This is a genomic window from Streptomyces sp. NPDC048639, assembly GCF_043199075.1.
Lineage (GTDB): Bacteria > Actinomycetota > Actinomycetes > Streptomycetales > Streptomycetaceae > Streptomyces.
In genome coordinates, this window is the sequence record NZ_JBICVP010000001.1 from 725,974 (window position 1) to 742,646 (window position 16,673).

Consider the following 16,673-nt stretch of genomic DNA (forward strand, 5'->3'; position numbering starts at 1 on the left):
GTCGAGCTGCTCGCGGCACGGCCCCGCCCAACGGCGGCGGACTGATTCCCACGAGTGGGTACCGGTGGCTCCGACCACCGGGCGGTGCAGCGGAGAAGGCAGTTCGGATCATGGGCTTCTTCAGTGCGTCGACGGCTTCGAGCTCTTCCTCGCCCGTAGCTGCCAACTGAGCGTCGGGGCGGTGCCGGCCTGGTGGGGCGCCACGCTCTTCTTCTTCACGGAAGAGGGTCGGCACTTCAGCTTTCTCGTGGGTTTCGTCCTCCCACCGATCGCGGCTTACATGGGCCTCAGGGGCAAACGGGAGATCCGTGGAGGGATGGCGGCGACGGCACTCGCGCTCGCCCTCGCCGCATTGCCCTTGATGCTCGCGCCGGCGACCCTTGAGAGGTCGTGACCCCGCGCGGGCGGGGCCCCTGACGGTCGATCATCTGCGACCGGAGCGGCAGCTCGCGCACGGAGAAACCAACTTCTCCTTCTCGCCGATTGAGGATTGACCGCAAGCACACACGTCGGTGCGGGAGCGGGCGCCGGGTGCGCTCGCGACGCCCGTTGAGGCGGTTGCGCGCGGCCGACGGCGATGTGCCTTCCGAGCAGGAGCCGGAGCGCCTCAGGGATGCGGTGCGAGCTTGCGCGGTGGTCCGAGGACACCAACTGGTCCTCGCCTCGGGGAGATCCGCTGCGGGGCTCCCGCGGCCCGCCCCCTGCCCCCGTCGTCGCGCGTGCTGCGTCGCCGCCCCGGGCGAGCAAAGCTCCGGCCCCGTCGAACCGTCAGAATGTTCCCGGGAAGAGGGTTTCGAGTGGGGCGGGTGGGACTCGAACCCACGACCGACGGATTATGAGTCCGCTGCTCTAACCGGCTGAGCTACCGCCCCGTATCGGCGCGCCGCGCACATCTGTACGCGCCGTCTGCCGCAGCATAGCTGCTCATAAGATCTGCCGCCCGTGTGGGCTGCAGTCGCCTCGCCTGGATGACATCGATCACGGTGTCCGCGGTTCCCGCCCAGGTGATGTCATGAAAAAAGGCCCCTCGATCGGGGCCTTCATCCTGTGCTCCCCCGACTGGACTCGAACCAGTAACCTGCCGGTTAACAGCCGGCTGCTCTGCCAATTGAGCTACAGGGGACTGCTCCGCTCGGACCCGCCCGGATTGCTCTCCGGGGGCGTTCCCTCGCTGCGAGCAATACATTAGCGCATGCCAGGGGGTGCGCCGAAATCGGTATCCGCATCGGCACCCACCAGGCTGGGCATGCGCTCAGTACGCATCGAGTGAAGGGTGGAAGCCATGCGGTACCGGCTCACGTTCATCTCCGGTCTCGCCGTCGGTTACGTGCTGGGAGCGCGGGCCGGGCGGGAGCGGTACGAGGGGCTCATGAAGTCCGCCCGGCAGGTCGCCCAGAACCCGGCCGTCCGCAACGCGGCGGAGGCAGCGGCGACGAACGGCCGGCGCGCCGCGTCGCGAGCCGCGGAATCGGTCGGCTCCAAAATGGGTGACCGCCTGCCGGGCGCCGTGACGGAGCGTGTGCGGTCCCTGCGCGACCAGCGGTCCCCGGAAGCGGACGACTGGGGCACCACGAACACCTAGACCGCCCCCCGGCCCGGGCCACCCGCCCGGGCCGGCTCCGGCTCCGCCCCTTTCCACCACCCCATTCACCGTGTGATCACGATCACGTCCTCCCCTTCCTACGCGCGCTCGCCCGCGCCCGCAGGAAGGACCGTGACCGCCGGCGCGTCCTCTCAACGCGGGCTCCGCCGCCCGCTCTCGTGTGGCCCGGCCGCATTCCGCCTCCCCCGCCGGCCGCTCCCCGGAGCCGGGCGGACGATCATCGGGCCCGGCCCACCTCGTGCCTCACCGGCCGCATCCCCCCGGGCATGCGGCATCATCTGTCGGCATGGGGATAGTCGCCGGTCTGGACAGCTCTTCCGGGTACACACGCATCGTCGTCTGCGACACCGACACCGGTGCCGTGCTCAGGCAGGGCTGCGCGCCGCATCCCCCCGAACCAGGACAGGGCGAGGACGAGGCCGGCGGCGCGAGGCGGACCGAGATCGATCCGCAGATGTGGCTGATGTCGCTCGGCGAGGCGGCGGCCGGCGGGGTGCTCGAAGGCGTGCAGGCCATCGGTGTGTCGGCCCAGCAGCACGGACTCGTGCCGCTCGACGCCGAGGGCTCCCTCGTACGGCCCGCCATGCTCGGCAACGACAAGCGCGCGCAGTCCGCGGCCGCGGATCTGATCGACGCGCTCGGCGGGCGTCCGGCGTGGGCGGAGGCCGTGGGGTCGGTGCCGACCGCCGCGCAGCCGGTGGCGAAGCTGCGCTGGATGGCGCGGAACGAGCCGGAGGCGGCGCAGCGCACGGCCGCCGTGCTGCAGCCGCACGACTGGCTGGTCTGGCAGTTGCTGGGGCGCCCGGCCCGGCAGACCACCGACCGGGGCGGGGCCTCGGGCACCGGCTACTGGTCGGCGGCCACCGGTGCCTACCGGCCGGATCTCGTGGAGATGGCGCTGGGCCGTCCGGTGGCTCTTCCGGACGTGCTCGGCCCCTCCGAGCCCGCGGGGACGACGCCCGAGGGACTGCTGATCTCCGCAGGTACGGGCGAGACCATGGCCGCGTCCTTCGCTCTCGGCGTCGGCCTCGGCGATGTGGTGGTGTCGCTCGGCGCCTCCGGCTCGATCTTCGCCGTGCACCATGAGCCGCTGGCGGACTCCACCGGCACCATCACCTCGTTCGCCGACGCGACCGGGATGCATCTACCGGTCGTGCACACGCTCAACGCCGTACGCGTCCTGCGCGGCACCGCCGAGCTGCTCGGCACCGACCTCGACGGACTGTCCGCGCTGGCGCTGAAGTCCACACCCGGCTCGCACGGGCTGGTGCTGCTCCCCTACCTGGAGGGCGAGCGCACGCCGTACCTCCCGCACACCGCCGGAACACTGGCAGGTCTGCGGCGGGAGAGCATGAAGCCGGAGCACCTGGCACGGGCGGCGTTCGAGGGCATGCTGTGCGGCCTGGCGGACGCGCTCGATGTGCTGCGCGGCCGCGGCGTCCAGGCCGGCGGCGTTCCCGGGGCGGCTTCGGGGCGGGTGTTCCTGCTGGGCGGGGCGGCCGAGCTGCCGGCCGTGCAGGCCCTGGCGCCGGCCATCCTCGGGGCGCAGGTGATCGTTCCGCAGGCCGCCGACTACGCGGCGATCGGGGCGGCCCGCCAGGCGGCGTGGGCGCTGGGCGTGGCGCAGGGCACGCTGTCGCCGCAGCAGCCGCCGCTGTGGCAGGGGCCGTCGGCGCAGGTGTTCGACCCGGGAACGGGAGAGACGGCGAGTGAGCCGGGTGCGGACCTGGCGGTGGGCCAGGCTGTACGGCAGCAGTTCGCGGCGGTGCGCGAGGAGACCCACCCGGGCGCTTTCAGCCGCGGCCGCTAGTGGCAAAACTCGTTTGACCTCAACCGAAGTTGAGGCGGCAGGGTGTTCCCAGCAGCGCAGTGCACCGGCGCCGAACCGAAGAGAGACTTTTTGTGCTGATCCGACTCCTGCGGGCCCACCTCGCTCCCTACAGACGCACCATCGCCGCACTGGTGCTCCTGCAGCTGGTGCAGACCACGGCCACGCTCTGTCTGCCGACGCTCAACGCCGACATCATCGACCACGGCGTGGTGGTGGGCGACACCGGCTACATCCTGCGCTTCGGCGGGATCATGCTGGCGATCAGCGTGGTCCAGGTGGCCGGTAACCTCGGGGCCGTCTACTACGGTGCGCGCACCGCCGCCGCCCTGGGCCGGGACGTACGGGCGGCCGTCTTCGACCGCGTGCAGAGCTTCTCGGCGCGGGAGGTGGGGAAGTTCGGGGCGCCCTCGCTGATCACCCGCACCACCAACGACGTCCAGCAGGTCCAGATGCTCGTGGTCATGGCGTTCACGCTCATGGTCACGGCGCCCATCATGTGCGTGGGCGGCATCGTGCTGGCGCTGGGTCAGGACGTGCCGCTGTCCGCCGTCCTGCTGGCGGTGGTCCCGGTGCTGGGCATCGCGGTGAGCGTGATCATCCGGCGGATGCGCCCGCTGTACCGGACCATGCAGACCCGCATCGACACGGTCAACCGGGTGCTGCGGGAACAGATCACCGGCAATCGCGTCATCCGGGCCTTCGTCCGCGACCCCTACGAGCAGAAGCGCTTCGGCACGGCCAACACCGAGCTGACGGATGTGTCGCTGGCGACCGGACGTCTGATGGCGCTGATGTTCCCGACGGTGACCACGGTGGTGAACCTCTCCGGCGTCGCCGTGGTCTGGTTCGGTGCCCACCGGATCGACAGCGGCGGGATGGAGATCGGCGCGCTGACGGCGTTCCTCTCCTACCTGATGCAGATCGTGATGTCCGTGATGATGGCCGCCTTCATGTTCATGATGGTGCCGCGGGCCGAGGTGTGCGCCGAGCGCATCCAGGAGGTGCTGGACACGGAGACGAGCGTGGTGCGACCGGCCGAGCCCGTGACCGTACTGTCCCGCCACGGCCATCTGGAGATCCGCGGCGCCGACTTCCGCTACCCGGGCGCCGAGGCGCCGGTGCTGCACGGTGTCTCGCTGATCGCGCGGCCCGGTGAGACGACGGCCGTCATCGGGTCGACGGGCAGCGGCAAGTCGACCCTGCTGGGGCTCGTGGCGAGGTTGTTCGACGCGACGGGCGGCGCGGTGCTCGTCGACGGGGAGGACGTACGGACGCTGGATCCCGTGCTGCTGGCCAGGACGGTGGGGATGGTGCCGCAGCGGCCGTATCTCTTCGCCGGCACGGTCGCATCCAACCTGCGCTACGGGCGGCCCGACGCGAGCGAGCCGGAGCTGTGGCACGCCTTGGAGGTGGCGCAGGCGAAGGACTTCGTCGAGCGGCTGGAGGGCGGCCTCGACGCACCGGTCGCTCAGGGCGGCACCAACGTCTCCGGCGGGCAGCGGCAGCGGCTGGCGATCGCGCGCACCTTGGTGCAGCGCCCGGAGATCTATCTCTTCGACGACTCCTTCTCGGCCCTGGACTACGCGACGGACGCCGCGCTGCGGCTGGCGCTGGCGCGGGAGACGGCCGAGGCGACCGTGGTGATCGTCGCCCAGCGGGTGTCGACCATCCGCGACGCCGACCGGATCGTGGTCCTCGACGAGGGCCGGATCGTGGGTGCAGGCGAGCACCATGACCTGATGCGGAACAACGAGACCTACCGGGAGATCGTGCTCTCCCAGCTCACGGAGGCCGAGGCGGCATGAGCGGCGGGGGACCGATGGCGCGCATGATGGGCGGGGGTCCCGTCCAGCGCTCGATGGACTTCAAGGGATCCGGCAAACGGCTGCTGCGGCAGTTCCGTCCCGAACGGGCCACGCTGATCGCGATGGTGTCGGCGCTGGTGTGCAGCGTCGGGTTCTCGGTGGCCGGGCCGAAGATCCTCGGTGACGCCACCAACCTGATCTTCGCGGGGATCGTCGGACGGCAGATGCCGGACGGGCTCACCAAGGACCAGGCGATCCAGGGCCTGCGGGACCGGGGCGAAGGCGGCGTCGCCGACATGCTCTCGGGTACGGACTTCACTCCCGGCCAGGGCATCGACTTCGGAGCGGTGGGCACCGTCCTGCTGTTCGCGCTGGCCATCTTCGCCACGGCGGGGCTGCTGCTGCTGGTCGCCACCCGGCTCTCCAACCGGGCCATCAACCGCACCGTGTTCCGGATGCGCGGGGACGTGCAGGCGAAGCTGTCGCGGCTGCCGCTGTCGTACTTCGACCGGCAGAAGCGCGGTGAGGTCCTCAGCCGGGCCACCAACGACATCGACAACATCGCGCAGACGTTGCAGCAGACGCTGGGTCAGCTCGTCAACTCCCTGCTGACCATCATCGGTGTGCTGGTGATGATGTTCTGGATCTCGCCGCTGCTGGCGCTGGTCGCGCTGGTGACCGTTCCGCTGTCGGCGACGGTCGCACGGCGGATGGGCAAGCGCGCGCAGCCGGAGTTCGTCCAGCAGTGGAAGACGACGGGCACGCTCAACGCCCATATCGAGGAGATGTACACCGGGCATGCGCTGGTGAAGATCTTCGGGCGGCAGAAGGAGTCGGCGCGGGACTTCGACGAGCAGAACCAGGCGCTCTACAAGGCGAGTTTCAAGGCGCAGTTCATCAGCGGGAGCATGCAGCCGCTGATGATGTTCGTGAGCAACATCAATTACGTGCTGGTGGCGGTGGTCGGCGGGCTGCGGGTCGCCTCGGGCGCGCTGTCGATCGGCGACGTGCAGGCGTTCATCCAGTACTCGCGGCAGTTCTCGATGCCGTTGACGCAGGTCGCCTCGATGGCGAACCTCGTGCAGTCCGGTGTCGCCTCCGCCGAGCGGATCTTCGAACTGCTCGACGCGGAGGAGCAGTCGCCCGAGCCCCTCTCCTCTCCGGCACTCCCGGAGCGCCGCGGACGGGTCGCGCTGGAGCGGGTGTCCTTCCGCTACGAGCCGGACAAGCCGCTCATCGAGGACCTGTCCTTGGCGGTCGAGCCGGGCCAGACGGTCGCCATCGTCGGGCCGACGGGCGCCGGCAAGACCACGCTCGTCAATCTGCTGATGCGGTTCTACGAGGTGAGCGGCGGCCGGATCGCCATCGACGGGGTGGACACGGCGACGCTGCCGCGGGAGGAACTGCGGTCCGGGATCGGCATGGTGCTCCAGGACACCTGGCTCTTCGGCGGCACCATCGCGGAGAACATCGCGTACGGCGCGTCCCGCGACGTGACGCGCGAGGAGATCGAGGAGGCGGCGCGGGCCGCGCACGCCGACCGCTTCATCCGCACCCTGCCCGACGGCTACGACACGGTGATCGAGGACGAGGGCACGGGCGTCAGCGCGGGCGAGAAGCAACTCATCACCATCGCGCGGGCGTTCCTGTCCGATCCGGTGATCCTCGTGCTGGACGAGGCGACCAGCTCGGTGGACACCCGTACCGAGGTGCTGATCCAGCGGGCCATGGCGGGTCTGAGCCGGGGCAGGACGAGCTTCGTCATCGCCCACCGGCTGTCCACGATCCGCGACGCGGACGTGATCCTGGTGATGGAGGACGGCTCGATCGTGGAGCAGGGCACGCACGAGGTACTGCTGACGTCGGGCGGTGCGTACGCGCGGCTGTACGCGGCCCAGTTCGCGCAGGCGGTGGCGGAGGTCGAATAGCCGCCCGTCGCGGGTATGTCGGGGAGCGGGCGCCTGCCGGGCGCCCGCTTCCGTCATTCGGCGCGGGTGCGGACGCCCCGGCCCGTCGAGGTCGGCGGGGTCAGCTCGGCCTTGTGCTCCTTGAGCTTGCGCCAGACCGTGCGCAGGGCCTCGAGGTCTCCCTCGTCGAGGACTTCGGTGAAGACGGGGGCGAGGCAGGCGCGGCGGGTGGCGTCCGCCTGCTCGAAGAGTTCGCGCCCTTCCGCGGTGAGGGCGACCTCGATGGAGCGTGCGTCCCGGGCGGAGGGAGTGCGGGCGACCAGTCCTCGCTCCTGGAGCGCGTCCAGGACGCGCGAGACCTGGCTGCGGCTGAGCATGGTGCTGTTGCCCAGGACGGATGCCGGGACCGGGTCTTCCTGGGAGGCGAGCCACAGCATCACCTCGAACCAGGACACCGGGAGACCGTGGGCCTTGTGCAGCGCCCGGTCGACGCGGTCGGTCAGGACGGTCCCGGCCCACACCAGACCGTAGAAGGCATGGTCGGCCGGGGGCATCTCCGCTTGTGTGAGCTTCCCTCTCGTCATGGCAGAAGATTCTACGGGTTGCGTGTGCGCACACGTAACACTAATGTGTGTGCACACGCACTGTACGACGGTCGCGCCGGTCGGCCGCGCCCTTCCAGAGAGGCTCACACCATGTCCCCCAAGGTCGTTCTCATCACCGGCACCTCCTCCGGCATCGGACTCGCCGCCGCCATCGCCTCGGCCCAGGCAGGCTGGACCACGGTCGCCACCCTCCGCGACACCAACCGGGCGGACGCCCTCCGCAAGGCCGCCGAGAGCGCCGGAGTCGAACTCGACATACGGCAGCTCGACGTCACCGACCCCGACTCCGTCCACGCCGCCATCGACGGCGTCATCGCCGACCACGGCCGCCTCGACGCCCTGGTCAACAACGCCGGAGCCGGACACGCGGGCACCATCGAGAACGACACCGTCGAGGACGTACGCCGCGTCATGGAGGTCAACTTCTTCGGCGTCGTGCAGATGACCAAGGCGGCCCTGCCCCACCTGCGCGCCACCGGCGGCCGCCTGATCACGGTCAGCTCGATCGGCGGTGTCATCGGGCAGCCGTTCAACGAGGCGTACTGCGCGGCCAAATTCGCCGTCGAGGGCTTCATGGAGAGCCTCGCGCCCGTCGCCGCCAAGCTCGGCGTCACCGTCAGCGTCGTGGAACCGGGGCCCGTCTCCAGCGAGTTCATCGCCAACATCGGCATCGACCCGGTGGCCGCCGTCGCCCAGGCCGGTCCGTACGCCGATGCCCTGCAGGCCTACGCCACCCGGACGACGGGGCACTTCGCGACCAACTCCCAGACCCCCGAGCAGGCGGCGGTGCCCCTCGTGGAGGCCCTGCTGGCCGAGCGGCCCGCGTTCCGTATCCAGACCTCGCAGTTCGTCAGCGCGGTCGCCGCCACCAAGCTGGCCGACATCAACGGCTCTGCCACGCTTGCCCTGACCGGCGGCTGGCTCGGCTGACACCGACGGCTCCGCGCCCCGCGCCCCGCGCCCCGAAACGGCAGGAGGCCGGACCCGTCGAGCGGGCCCGGCCTCCTGCACCGTCCGTCCTACGCGGCGCCCTCGGGCGGCTTGGGGCCGCCGAAGCCGTGCTCGGAGAGGTCGAACCAGTTGCCTTCGGGATCCATGGCCCGGTACTCGGCGAACGGCCGGTCGGTGAACCGCTCCGCAGGCTTGTCCGCGCCCTTCGCGACGAGCGCGGCGGAGATGGCCTCGGTGTCGGCGACATGGAAGCCGAAGTGGTTCATCCCCACGGGCGTCTCCCCGTCCAGCCGGTGCTTGATCAGGGCCAGGGAGAGATACCCGTCGCTGAGGAAGCAGCTTCCGTCGGGATCCCGGTGGAAGAGCTCCATCGCGAAGATCTCGCCGTAGAACGCGGCCAGCCGCTCGGGATCACGTACGACGATGGCCAGATGGCGCAGTTTGGGCCTGGAGGTGGCAGTCATGGTGCTGGGCTCCTGGGGTGGGGGGTCGAGGGCTTCAGCGGTCGCCGGCCGGGGCGACCGGGACCATGTTGTGGAAGGCGGTGATGTGCCATGCGTCCGTGGCCGCGGTCCGTTCCACGATGGCGAGGGCGTGGGTGGAGGCGAGCGGGGTCCCGTCGGCGCCCACGATCGTCGACTCGGCGTTCACCGCGGCGAGACCGGGGCGCAGGGGGCGGATGCCGGTGACCCGCGCGCGGAGCGTGGTGTCCCGGTACGCCGTACGGAACAGCCGGTCGTGCCCGGCCGCGATGCCGTCGCGGCCCGGCGGCTTCTCGCCTCGCACGGTGGTGAAGTCGCAGGTCTGCGAGAAGTTCGCCGCGAAGGACGGGGCGTCACCGGCCGCCCAGGCGCCTGCCATCGCGTCCCACAGTGCGTGGATCCGCTTCTCGTCGTCCGCGGTCATGGTCGTCGTGGTCGTCATGGTCACACCGTCGCTTCCGCGCCGCAGGGAACCCGGGGGCCTTTGGCGCCGACCCGCAACGACATTTGCGGGCACCTGAGATCCGGGCCGTTCTCGGGAAGGGGAGCCCAGGCGCCGAGCGCGTGGTAGAGCAAGCCGTTCCGGCGTTCCAGGTAGCAGATGATGTTCACCGGCCAGGCGGTGCCGCTGAAGAGGTACTCGTCCATCGGCGTCGGACACTCGCTGAGGACGGTGGCCCGTTCCTTCGGCGGGCCGATCCGGTGCCAGTCGGGGTGCATATGGATCGAGCCCAGCAGCTCCAGCCCCTCGTCGTCGGCCTGCCGCGAGATCGCCAGGAGGTCGCGGGAGTCGAACCACCAGCCCCGGGTCTCGTTCTCGTAGGAGGAGCCGAATCGCGGCAGGATCGCTTCGGTGAACTCCCGTCTGGCCGCCGGGTCGCGGGTGCGTGCGTTGCGCCCGAAGGCGATGTCCTCGATGTGCACCGTGCCGGGCCGGGTGCGGCCGAGGAGGAGCGCGAAGCACGGGAGCGGGGAGTCGGGTGTGAGGCGGTCGTACTGGGTGACGGCGGCGCCGAGGAAGAGATCGAGCGCCCGGTCGTCCATCAGCACGGTGGGTTGGGTTTGCAGGGATAAGGTGGGGGGTGTTGTCAAGGGCATGACAGACTTGTCTCCCTGAAAAGGGCAGGGCCGGGATCTCCGACCATGCCCGGAAAGGCCATTCGCAACCAGCAAATGACCGGTGAATGCGGTGAGTTGAGTTTATGCCAGCAACTCGCTCGGCTCAATGATCTGTCCGCTTATCGAACGCCGGAACCGGCTGCCGGGCACTCCTGACCCTTATGCGGCCGGTCCCCTCGGTCCGGATAGCCGCGTATCAGTCCAGATAGCCGCGCAATTGTTCCGCAAAGGCGTGCTCGCGCAGCTTGTTGAGGGTCTTGGACTCGATCTGGCGTATCCGTTCACGGGTCACGCCGAAGATCCGGCCGATCTCCTCCAGCGTTCGCGGCCGGCCGTCGACCAGCCCGTACCGGAGCTGTACGACCTTGCGCTCGCGCTCGCCGAGCGTGGACAGTACGGCCTCCAAGTGCTCGCGGAGGAGCAGGAACGCGGCGGATTCCACCGGTGAGGTGGCGTCGCCGTCCTCGATGAGGTCGCCGAGCGCGACATCGTCCTCCTCGCCCACCGGCGCGTGCAGGGAGACCGGCTCCTGGGCGAGCCGCAGCACCTCGCCGACCCGCTCCGCCGTGAGGTCGAGATGGGCTGCGACCTCGTCCGGCGTCGGTTCGTAGCCGCGCTCCTGGAGCATGCGGCGCTGGACGCGGATGACCCGGTTGATGAGCTCGACGACATGGACGGGCACCCGGATCGTACGGGCCTGGTCTGCGAGCGCACGGGACATGGCCTGGCGGATCCACCAGGTCGCATACGTGGAGAACTTGAAGCCGCGGGCGTAGTCGAATTTCTCCACGGCTCTGATCAGGCCGAGATTGCCCTCCTGGACGAGGTCGAGCATGGTCAGGCCGCGGCCGACGTAGCGCTTGGCGACGGAGACGACGAGGCGGAGATTGGCCTCGATGAGGCGGCGCTTGGCCATTCTGCCGAGGACGACCAGCTTGTCGAGGTCGACGGCGAGCTGGGAGTCGAGGTCGGGGGTGGTGCTCAGCTTCTCCTCGGCGAAAAGGCCCGCCTCCACCCGACGGGCGAGGTCGACCTCCTCGGCGGCCGAGAGCAGCGGGATCCTGCCGATCTCGCGGAGGTACTGGCGGAACAGGTCCGACGACGGGCCGCCGGACTCGACGACGCGCATCGGCTGCGGCGGGCCGGCCTCCTCGACGAGGACTCCCGCGGCGATCTCGGCGACCTCCCCGGCCTCGGCCGCGGGGGCGCTGCCGGGTGCGGGGCCGCCCTCCGCGTCCGGATGGTGCGGGGCGAGCTCCTGCGGCGGCACCGCGATGGCCTCGCCGTTCAGGGTCTGGGTCTGCACGGGAGCGACCTCCAGGGTGAGCGCTGCCGGATCAGGGCCATGCGGCTGAGGAACGGTTGCGGCCGGGCCGCGGTCCGTCCCGTCCGTCTGAAGCGGATCGGCAGGGGGCTCCGGTCCCGACCGGCCGGGCCCGCCGCGCTCCGATGACTCAGGCACCGCCCCCAGTGTGGGGTACGACACATGCCCGCCACGAGAGGGCTGCGTCCACTTTCTCGGCGGATTGTGACCCGATGCGTCCGGTCGATTACAGCAACTCGCCCTGGTTTGCGGCGTGATGAGGCGAGGGGACGGACTGCCCGTGGACGGGGGCGGGACGGGCCGGGATGGGACGGGGACCATGAACGGGTCCGCCGGGGCGTCGGCTAGAGAGCGGCCGCGCCCCGGTCCTTGAGGGCCCGGCCGTAGTCCTGGAGGACCTTCAGCTCGTTCTGTACGGCGATCATGGCGGAGTTCTCCGGACCGCTCTCCAGCCGGCGGAGCTGGGCGTGGATCTCGGACACCCTGCGGTTCACGGCGGCGAGCCGTACGGCCACCAACTGCATGCCCGCATAGAGGGCGTCGGGGTCGCGCCGGGTGTGCAGGGGCTCGACGGCGAGCTCGGTGACCAGGGCGCGCAGCGTGTCGTCGGGCGCAGCGTCGCGGACCCGGGCGAGGTAGTCCCCATCGGCCGCGGACGCTCCCCCGGCATGCTCGATCGCCCCGCGAACGGTGGCGTAGGGCGGGGCGGTGAACTCGTCGGCGCCGTACGCGTCGAAGGCAGGGGAGACCAAGTCCGGCCGCTGCAGGGCGAGTTTGAGCAGCTCGCGCTCCACACGGTGGGCGGGGCTGCGGAGGTTGAGGGCCGGGCCGCGCCGCGGCTGCGGGCCCTGCCCCTGCCCCGCCGCCGGGGCCCCGGACTGCCGCGAGCCCGGAGCGGCACGGCCCGTACGCCCCTGGGCCGAACCGTCGCCTCCATGGCTGTCCCGGCTGCGGGAGAGGGCCCGGACCCGCCGGATGATGGACTGCTCCTCGGCCTGGCTGGTGATGCCGACCATGCCGACGAGGCGGATCGCGTAGCGGTCGCGCAGGCCGGTGTTCTTGATCGCGGCGACGACGGGGACCGCGGCGTCGACGGCGGCGATGCGGCCCTCCTCGGTATCCAGGTTGTAACGCGAGACGATCGAGCGCAGCGCGAAGGCGAACAGCGGTGTACGGGACTCGACCAGGGACTTCACCGCGTCGTCGCCCTCGGCGAGACGGAGTTCGCAGGGATCCATACCCCCGGGGGTGATGGCGATGGAGGTCTCGGCGGCGAACTTCTGGTCGTCCTCGAAGGCGCGGAGCGCGGCCTTCTGCCCGGCCGCGTCACCGTCGAAGGTGAAGACGACCTCCGCGCTCGCATTGTCCATCAGCAGCCGCCGGAGGATCTTCACATGGTCGCCGCCGAAGGCGGTGCCGCAGGTGGCGATGGCGCCGGTGACACCGGAGAGATGGCAGGCCATGACGTCGGTGTAGCCCTCGACGACGACGGCGCGGCTGGTCTTGGCGATGTCCTTCTTGGCGAGGTCGATCCCGTACAGGACATGGGATTTGCGGTAGAGGGGGGTCTCGGGGGTGTTCAGGTACTTGGGGCCGTTGTCGTCCTCGCGCAGCTTGCGCGCGCCGAAGCCGACGACCTCTCCGGTGATGTCGCGGATGGGCCACATCAGGCGGCCGCGGAAGCGGTCGATGGGACCGCGGCGGCCGTCCTGGGCGAGACCGGAGAGGATCATCTCCTTGTCGTTGAACCCGCGTCCGCGCAGGAAGCGGACGAGATGGTCCCAGCCGGCCGGCGAGTAGCCGACGGAGAAGTGCTGGGCGGCGCCCTGGTCGAAGCCCCGCTCGGCGAGGAACTTCCGCCCGATCTCGGCCTCGGGGCTGTCGAGTTGATCGATGTAGAACTGCGTGGCGATCTTGTGGGCCTCGATGAGGCGGATCCGCTCGCCCTGCTGGCGGCCGGGGGTGTATCCGCCCTCCTCGTAGCGCAGGGTGATCCCGGCCTGGGAGGCGAGCCGTTCGACGGCTTCGGAGAAGGAGAGATGATCGACCTTCATCACGAAGTCGAGGGTGTCGCCGCCCTCCTGGCAGCCGAAGCAGTGGTAGAGCCCCTTGCTCGGACTGACATGAAACGAGGGGGACTTCTCATCGTGAAAGGGGCAGATCCCCTTCAGATTTCCGCCTCCGGCGTTCCGCAGCTGGAGGTACTCGGAAACGACGGCGTCGATCGGGACCGCGTCCCTGACCGCCTTCACGTCGTCATCGATGATCCTGCCTGCCACGGAGGGAAGTCTACGGCCGGGGTCGGACAACCCCGGCCGCAGTGGTCCGTGGCGCGCACCCGCGCCAGCGGACGGCGGCCACGTCCCGTCCCGACCGCAGCGGCGACCGCGCCGCCCTTCAGCCGCCCATCAGCTCCAGGAACCGCGGCAGCCCGATGTTGCCCCCGGAGATCACCACGCCCACGCGAGGCGGCAGCGGATCCAGCCTGCCGGCCAGCAGCGCGGCAAGACCCGTCGCACCACTGGGCTCGACGACGATCTTCAGCCGCTCGAAGGCCAGTCTCATCGCGGCCCGGATCTCCTCGTCGCTGACGAGCAGCACATCGTCGACCAGGCGCCGGTTGACCGAGAACGTCAACTCCCCCGGCGTATCGATCGCCTGTCCGTCGGCGATGGTGCGCGGCACCGGGACGCTCACCCGGTGCCCGGACTCCAGCGACCGCTTGGTGTCGTCCCCCGCCTCCGGCTCCACCCCGATCATGCGGATGCCGGGGAACAGCGCGGTCGCGGCCGTGGCACAGCCGGCCATCAGCCCGCCCCCGCCGACCGGCGCCAGCAGCGCGCCGAGTTCCCCGGTCTCCTCCAGCAGCTCGAGCGCGGCCGTGCCCTGCCCGGCCATCACGTGCGGATGCTCGTACGGCGGGATGAGCGCGAGACCGCGCTCCGTCGCCAGCTCCTGGGCGATGGCATGACGATCGCCGGTGTAGCGGTCGTAGTGCACGATCTCGGCGCCGTAGGCGGCGGTTGCCGCGATCTTGGACTCGGGCGCGTCCTCGGGCATGACGATGACGGCGGTGCTCCCGGCCTCACGGGCGGCCAGTGCCACGGCCTGGGCGTGGTTGCCCGAGGAGTACGCGGCCACTCCGCGGCTCAGTTGATCGGGCGACAGCCGGGAGACCGCGTTGTACGCGCCGCGGAACTTGAACGCGCCGATGCGCTGGAAGTTCTCGCACTTGAGATGGGTCTCGGCACCGATGAGCCGGTCGAGGGTCCTGGAGCGCAGCACCGGTGTACGGTGCGCCACCCCCTTGATCCGGTCGGCGGCGTCCCGGACGTCGTCGAGGGTGACGACGGGCGCAGCGTCCGTGGTGTCTCGTGCCATCGGCTGCCCCATCAGGCCCCCTGTTCCCGCACGAGCGCACCCAGGGGGACGGTCGGATCGGCGAGGCGCTCGGGGTCGACGCGCTGCCCGGAGTGGATGAGCAGCTGGATGGGCTCGGTCACGTCCCAGACGTTGACGTTCATGCCCGCCAGAACGCGCCCGTCGTTCAGCCAGAAGGCGATGAACTCGCGCTTGGTGGCGTCACCGCGCAGCAGCACCTGGTCGTAGGAGCCGGGGGGCGCCCATCCCGAGTACTCGAGCCCGACGTCGTACTGGTCGGAGAAGAAGTACGGAACCCTGTCGTACGTCACCTCGCGGCCGAGCATGGCCAGCGCCGCGGCCGGGCCGCCGTTGAGCGCGTTGGCCCAGTGCTCGACGCGGATCCGGTTGCCGAAGAGCGGATGCTCGGCCGCGGCGACGTCACCGGCGGCGTAGATGTCCGGGTCGGAGGTGCGCAGCGAAGTGTCGACGAGGACACCGCCGCCGTGCGCCCGGTCGGCCAGCGCCAGGCCCGCGGAGTCGGCGAGGCCCGTACGGGGGGCGGCGCCGATCGCGGCGAGCACGCTGTGGGCGGGGTGCTCCTCCCCGTCGTCGGTACGGGCCGCGAGCACCATGCCGTCCTGCCCGGTGATCTCCGTGAGCCGGGCGCCGAAGTGGAAGCGGACGCCGTGCTCCCGGTGCAGATCCGTGAAGAGCGACCCGAGTTCGGGACCGAGGACGGTGTGCAGGGGCGTCGGTTCGGGTTCCACGACGGTGACCTCGGCACCGTACCCCCGGGCGGCCGCGGCGACTTCGAGTCCGATCCAGCCGCCACCCGCGATGACCAGGTGGCCGTTGTCCCTGCCGAGAGTGGCGAGGACCCCGCGCAGCCGGTCGGCGTGGGCGAGCCTGCGCAGATGGTGGACGCCGGCGAGGTCGGTGCCGGGGATGTCCAGGCGGCGGGGCTCGGCACCGGTGGCGAGCAGCAGCTTGTCGTAGTGGATACGGGTGCCGTCGCCGAGGGTCACGGCCTTGGTGCCGCGGTCGAGCTGGACGGCGGGCTGTCCGAGATGGAGTTCGATCTCGGCCTGTGCGTACCAGGCGGGCTCGTGGACGAAGACGCTGTCGCGCTCGTCGGAGCCTGTGAGGTAGCCCTTGGACAGCGGCGGCCGCTCATAGGGGTGGTCGCGCTCGTCGCAGATGAGGATGACTCTTCCCGTGAACCCCTCCGCGCGCAGGGTCTCGGCGGCTTTCGCTCCCGCAAGCCCCCCTCCGACGATGACGAACGTCTGATTAGCGTCGACCACTTGGTGCCTCCTCGCTACCGGGCCTTAAGCCTGTGTCCATGGTCCCCCGCTCCGCTCGCCTCAAGCGAGCCTCCCGCACGGGGCGTGCCGCGGGAAGAGGGACTCCGCCCCTTCGGACGTTGCCTCGGGCGCTGATCCGGGCGATCTCCAGGGTGCTGTTTCGGCCGCGTGACGTGGTGCTCCCGGCCGTCGTGTCGCGAGTCGTTCGGCTGGTCGCGCTGCTCGGTCCCGTCGTGTCGGGTACGGACAAGGTTCCGCCGACGGCGGTGAGCTCGGCGTAAGGACGGGGCTTCCGGCGCGGTCGTGAGATCCGCGGGAGTCCTCGTACGGCCGTGTGCCGCCACGTACGGTTGCGAGCGGCCGCGTTCCGTCGAGAGCC

The 16,673-nt window shown here is 70.6% G+C and carries 14 protein-coding genes and 2 tRNA genes; 6 read left to right on the top strand and 10 right to left on the bottom strand.

All coding sequences use genetic code 11. The features are described 5' to 3' along the window. Window positions 1–64 precede the first annotated feature (64 nt). The gene (locus ACGFNH_RS03150) at window positions 65–394 is read left to right on the top strand and encodes a hypothetical protein (RefSeq protein ID WP_393651231.1); all 330 of its coding nucleotides are present in this window, start codon (window positions 65–67) and stop codon (window positions 392–394) included. A gap of 404 nt (window positions 395–798) precedes the next feature. Here the strand turns inward: ACGFNH_RS03150 and ACGFNH_RS03155 are convergent. Both ACGFNH_RS03155 and ACGFNH_RS03160 read right to left on the bottom strand, forming a co-directional pair. Beyond that, window positions 799–872: transfer RNA gene (locus ACGFNH_RS03155), tRNA-Ile, on the bottom strand. Between the two features lie 178 nt (window positions 873–1,050). Further along, a tRNA-Asn gene (locus tag ACGFNH_RS03160) sits at window positions 1,051–1,123 on the bottom strand. 159 nt (window positions 1,124–1,282) lie between these two features. Between ACGFNH_RS03160 and ACGFNH_RS03165 the strand changes: the two genes are divergently transcribed. From ACGFNH_RS03165 to ACGFNH_RS03180, 4 genes are all read left to right on the top strand, one after another. Then, entirely contained in the window at window positions 1,283–1,582 is a 300-nt protein-coding gene (locus tag ACGFNH_RS03165; protein WP_393651232.1) for a YtxH domain-containing protein, read from the top strand. Window positions 1,583–1,889: 307 nt separating this feature from the next. Continuing rightward, entirely contained in the window at window positions 1,890–3,413 is a 1,524-nt protein-coding gene (locus ACGFNH_RS03170) for an FGGY family carbohydrate kinase (RefSeq protein ID WP_393651233.1), read from the top strand. Between the two features lie 92 nt (window positions 3,414–3,505). Beyond that, window positions 3,506–5,239, top strand: a complete 1,734-nt coding sequence (locus ACGFNH_RS03175) for an ABC transporter ATP-binding protein (RefSeq protein WP_393651234.1) — start codon at window positions 3,506–3,508, stop codon at window positions 5,237–5,239. Then, on the top strand, window positions 5,236–7,167 hold the full coding sequence (locus ACGFNH_RS03180; RefSeq protein ID WP_393651235.1) for an ABC transporter ATP-binding protein: 1,932 nt from the start codon (window positions 5,236–5,238) through the stop codon (window positions 7,165–7,167). The genes ACGFNH_RS03175 and ACGFNH_RS03180 overlap by 4 nt, the downstream gene beginning before the upstream one ends. Before the next feature lie 53 nt (window positions 7,168–7,220). Here the strand turns inward: ACGFNH_RS03180 and ACGFNH_RS03185 are convergent, their stop codons facing one another. Then, window positions 7,221–7,730, bottom strand: a complete 510-nt coding sequence (locus tag ACGFNH_RS03185; RefSeq protein WP_393651236.1) for a MarR family winged helix-turn-helix transcriptional regulator — start codon at window positions 7,728–7,730, stop codon at window positions 7,221–7,223. Between the two features lie 111 nt (window positions 7,731–7,841). On the opposite strand from ACGFNH_RS03185, the gene ACGFNH_RS03190 reads away from it, so the two are divergent. Continuing rightward, window positions 7,842–8,681, top strand: a complete 840-nt coding sequence (locus ACGFNH_RS03190) for an SDR family oxidoreductase (RefSeq protein WP_393651237.1) — start codon at window positions 7,842–7,844, stop codon at window positions 8,679–8,681. An 89-nt stretch (window positions 8,682–8,770) separates the two neighbouring features. Here the strand turns inward: ACGFNH_RS03190 and ACGFNH_RS03195 are convergent, their stop codons facing one another. The 7 genes from ACGFNH_RS03195 to ACGFNH_RS03225 all read right to left on the bottom strand — a co-directional run bounded on the left by ACGFNH_RS03195 (window position 8,771) and on the right by ACGFNH_RS03225 (window position 16,294). Further along, entirely contained in the window at window positions 8,771–9,166 is a 396-nt protein-coding gene (locus ACGFNH_RS03195; RefSeq protein ID WP_393651238.1) for a VOC family protein, read from the bottom strand. A 34-nt stretch (window positions 9,167–9,200) separates the two neighbouring features. After that, a complete protein-coding gene (locus ACGFNH_RS03200) occupies window positions 9,201–9,626 on the bottom strand; it encodes an SgcJ/EcaC family oxidoreductase (protein WP_393651239.1) in 426 nt (141 codons plus the stop codon). A gap of 2 nt (window positions 9,627–9,628) precedes the next feature. Beyond that, window positions 9,629–10,228: a hypothetical protein gene (locus ACGFNH_RS03205; protein ID WP_393651489.1), complete on the bottom strand. Its 600-nt coding sequence runs from the start codon at window positions 10,226–10,228 to the stop codon at window positions 9,629–9,631. Window positions 10,229–10,499: 271 nt separating this feature from the next. Beyond that, window positions 10,500–11,765 carry a sigma-70 family RNA polymerase sigma factor gene (locus tag ACGFNH_RS03210; RefSeq protein WP_393651240.1) on the bottom strand — a complete coding sequence of 422 codons (1,266 nt, stop codon included), beginning with the start codon at window positions 11,763–11,765 and terminating at the stop codon, window positions 10,500–10,502. Window positions 11,766–11,971: 206 nt separating this feature from the next. Then, the gene (gene dnaG, locus ACGFNH_RS03215) at window positions 11,972–13,906 is read right to left on the bottom strand and encodes a DNA primase (protein ID WP_393651241.1); all 1,935 of its coding nucleotides are present in this window, start codon (window positions 13,904–13,906) and stop codon (window positions 11,972–11,974) included. A 118-nt stretch (window positions 13,907–14,024) separates the two neighbouring features. Next, window positions 14,025–15,008, bottom strand: coding sequence for a pyridoxal-phosphate dependent enzyme (locus tag ACGFNH_RS03220; protein WP_393651242.1), 984 nt, complete (start codon window positions 15,006–15,008; stop codon window positions 14,025–14,027). Between the two features lie 11 nt (window positions 15,009–15,019). Then, complete coding sequence (locus ACGFNH_RS03225) at window positions 15,020–16,294, bottom strand: NAD(P)/FAD-dependent oxidoreductase (protein ID WP_393651243.1); 1,275 nt, start codon at window positions 16,292–16,294, stop codon at window positions 15,020–15,022. Window positions 16,295–16,673: the final 379 nt, after the last annotated feature.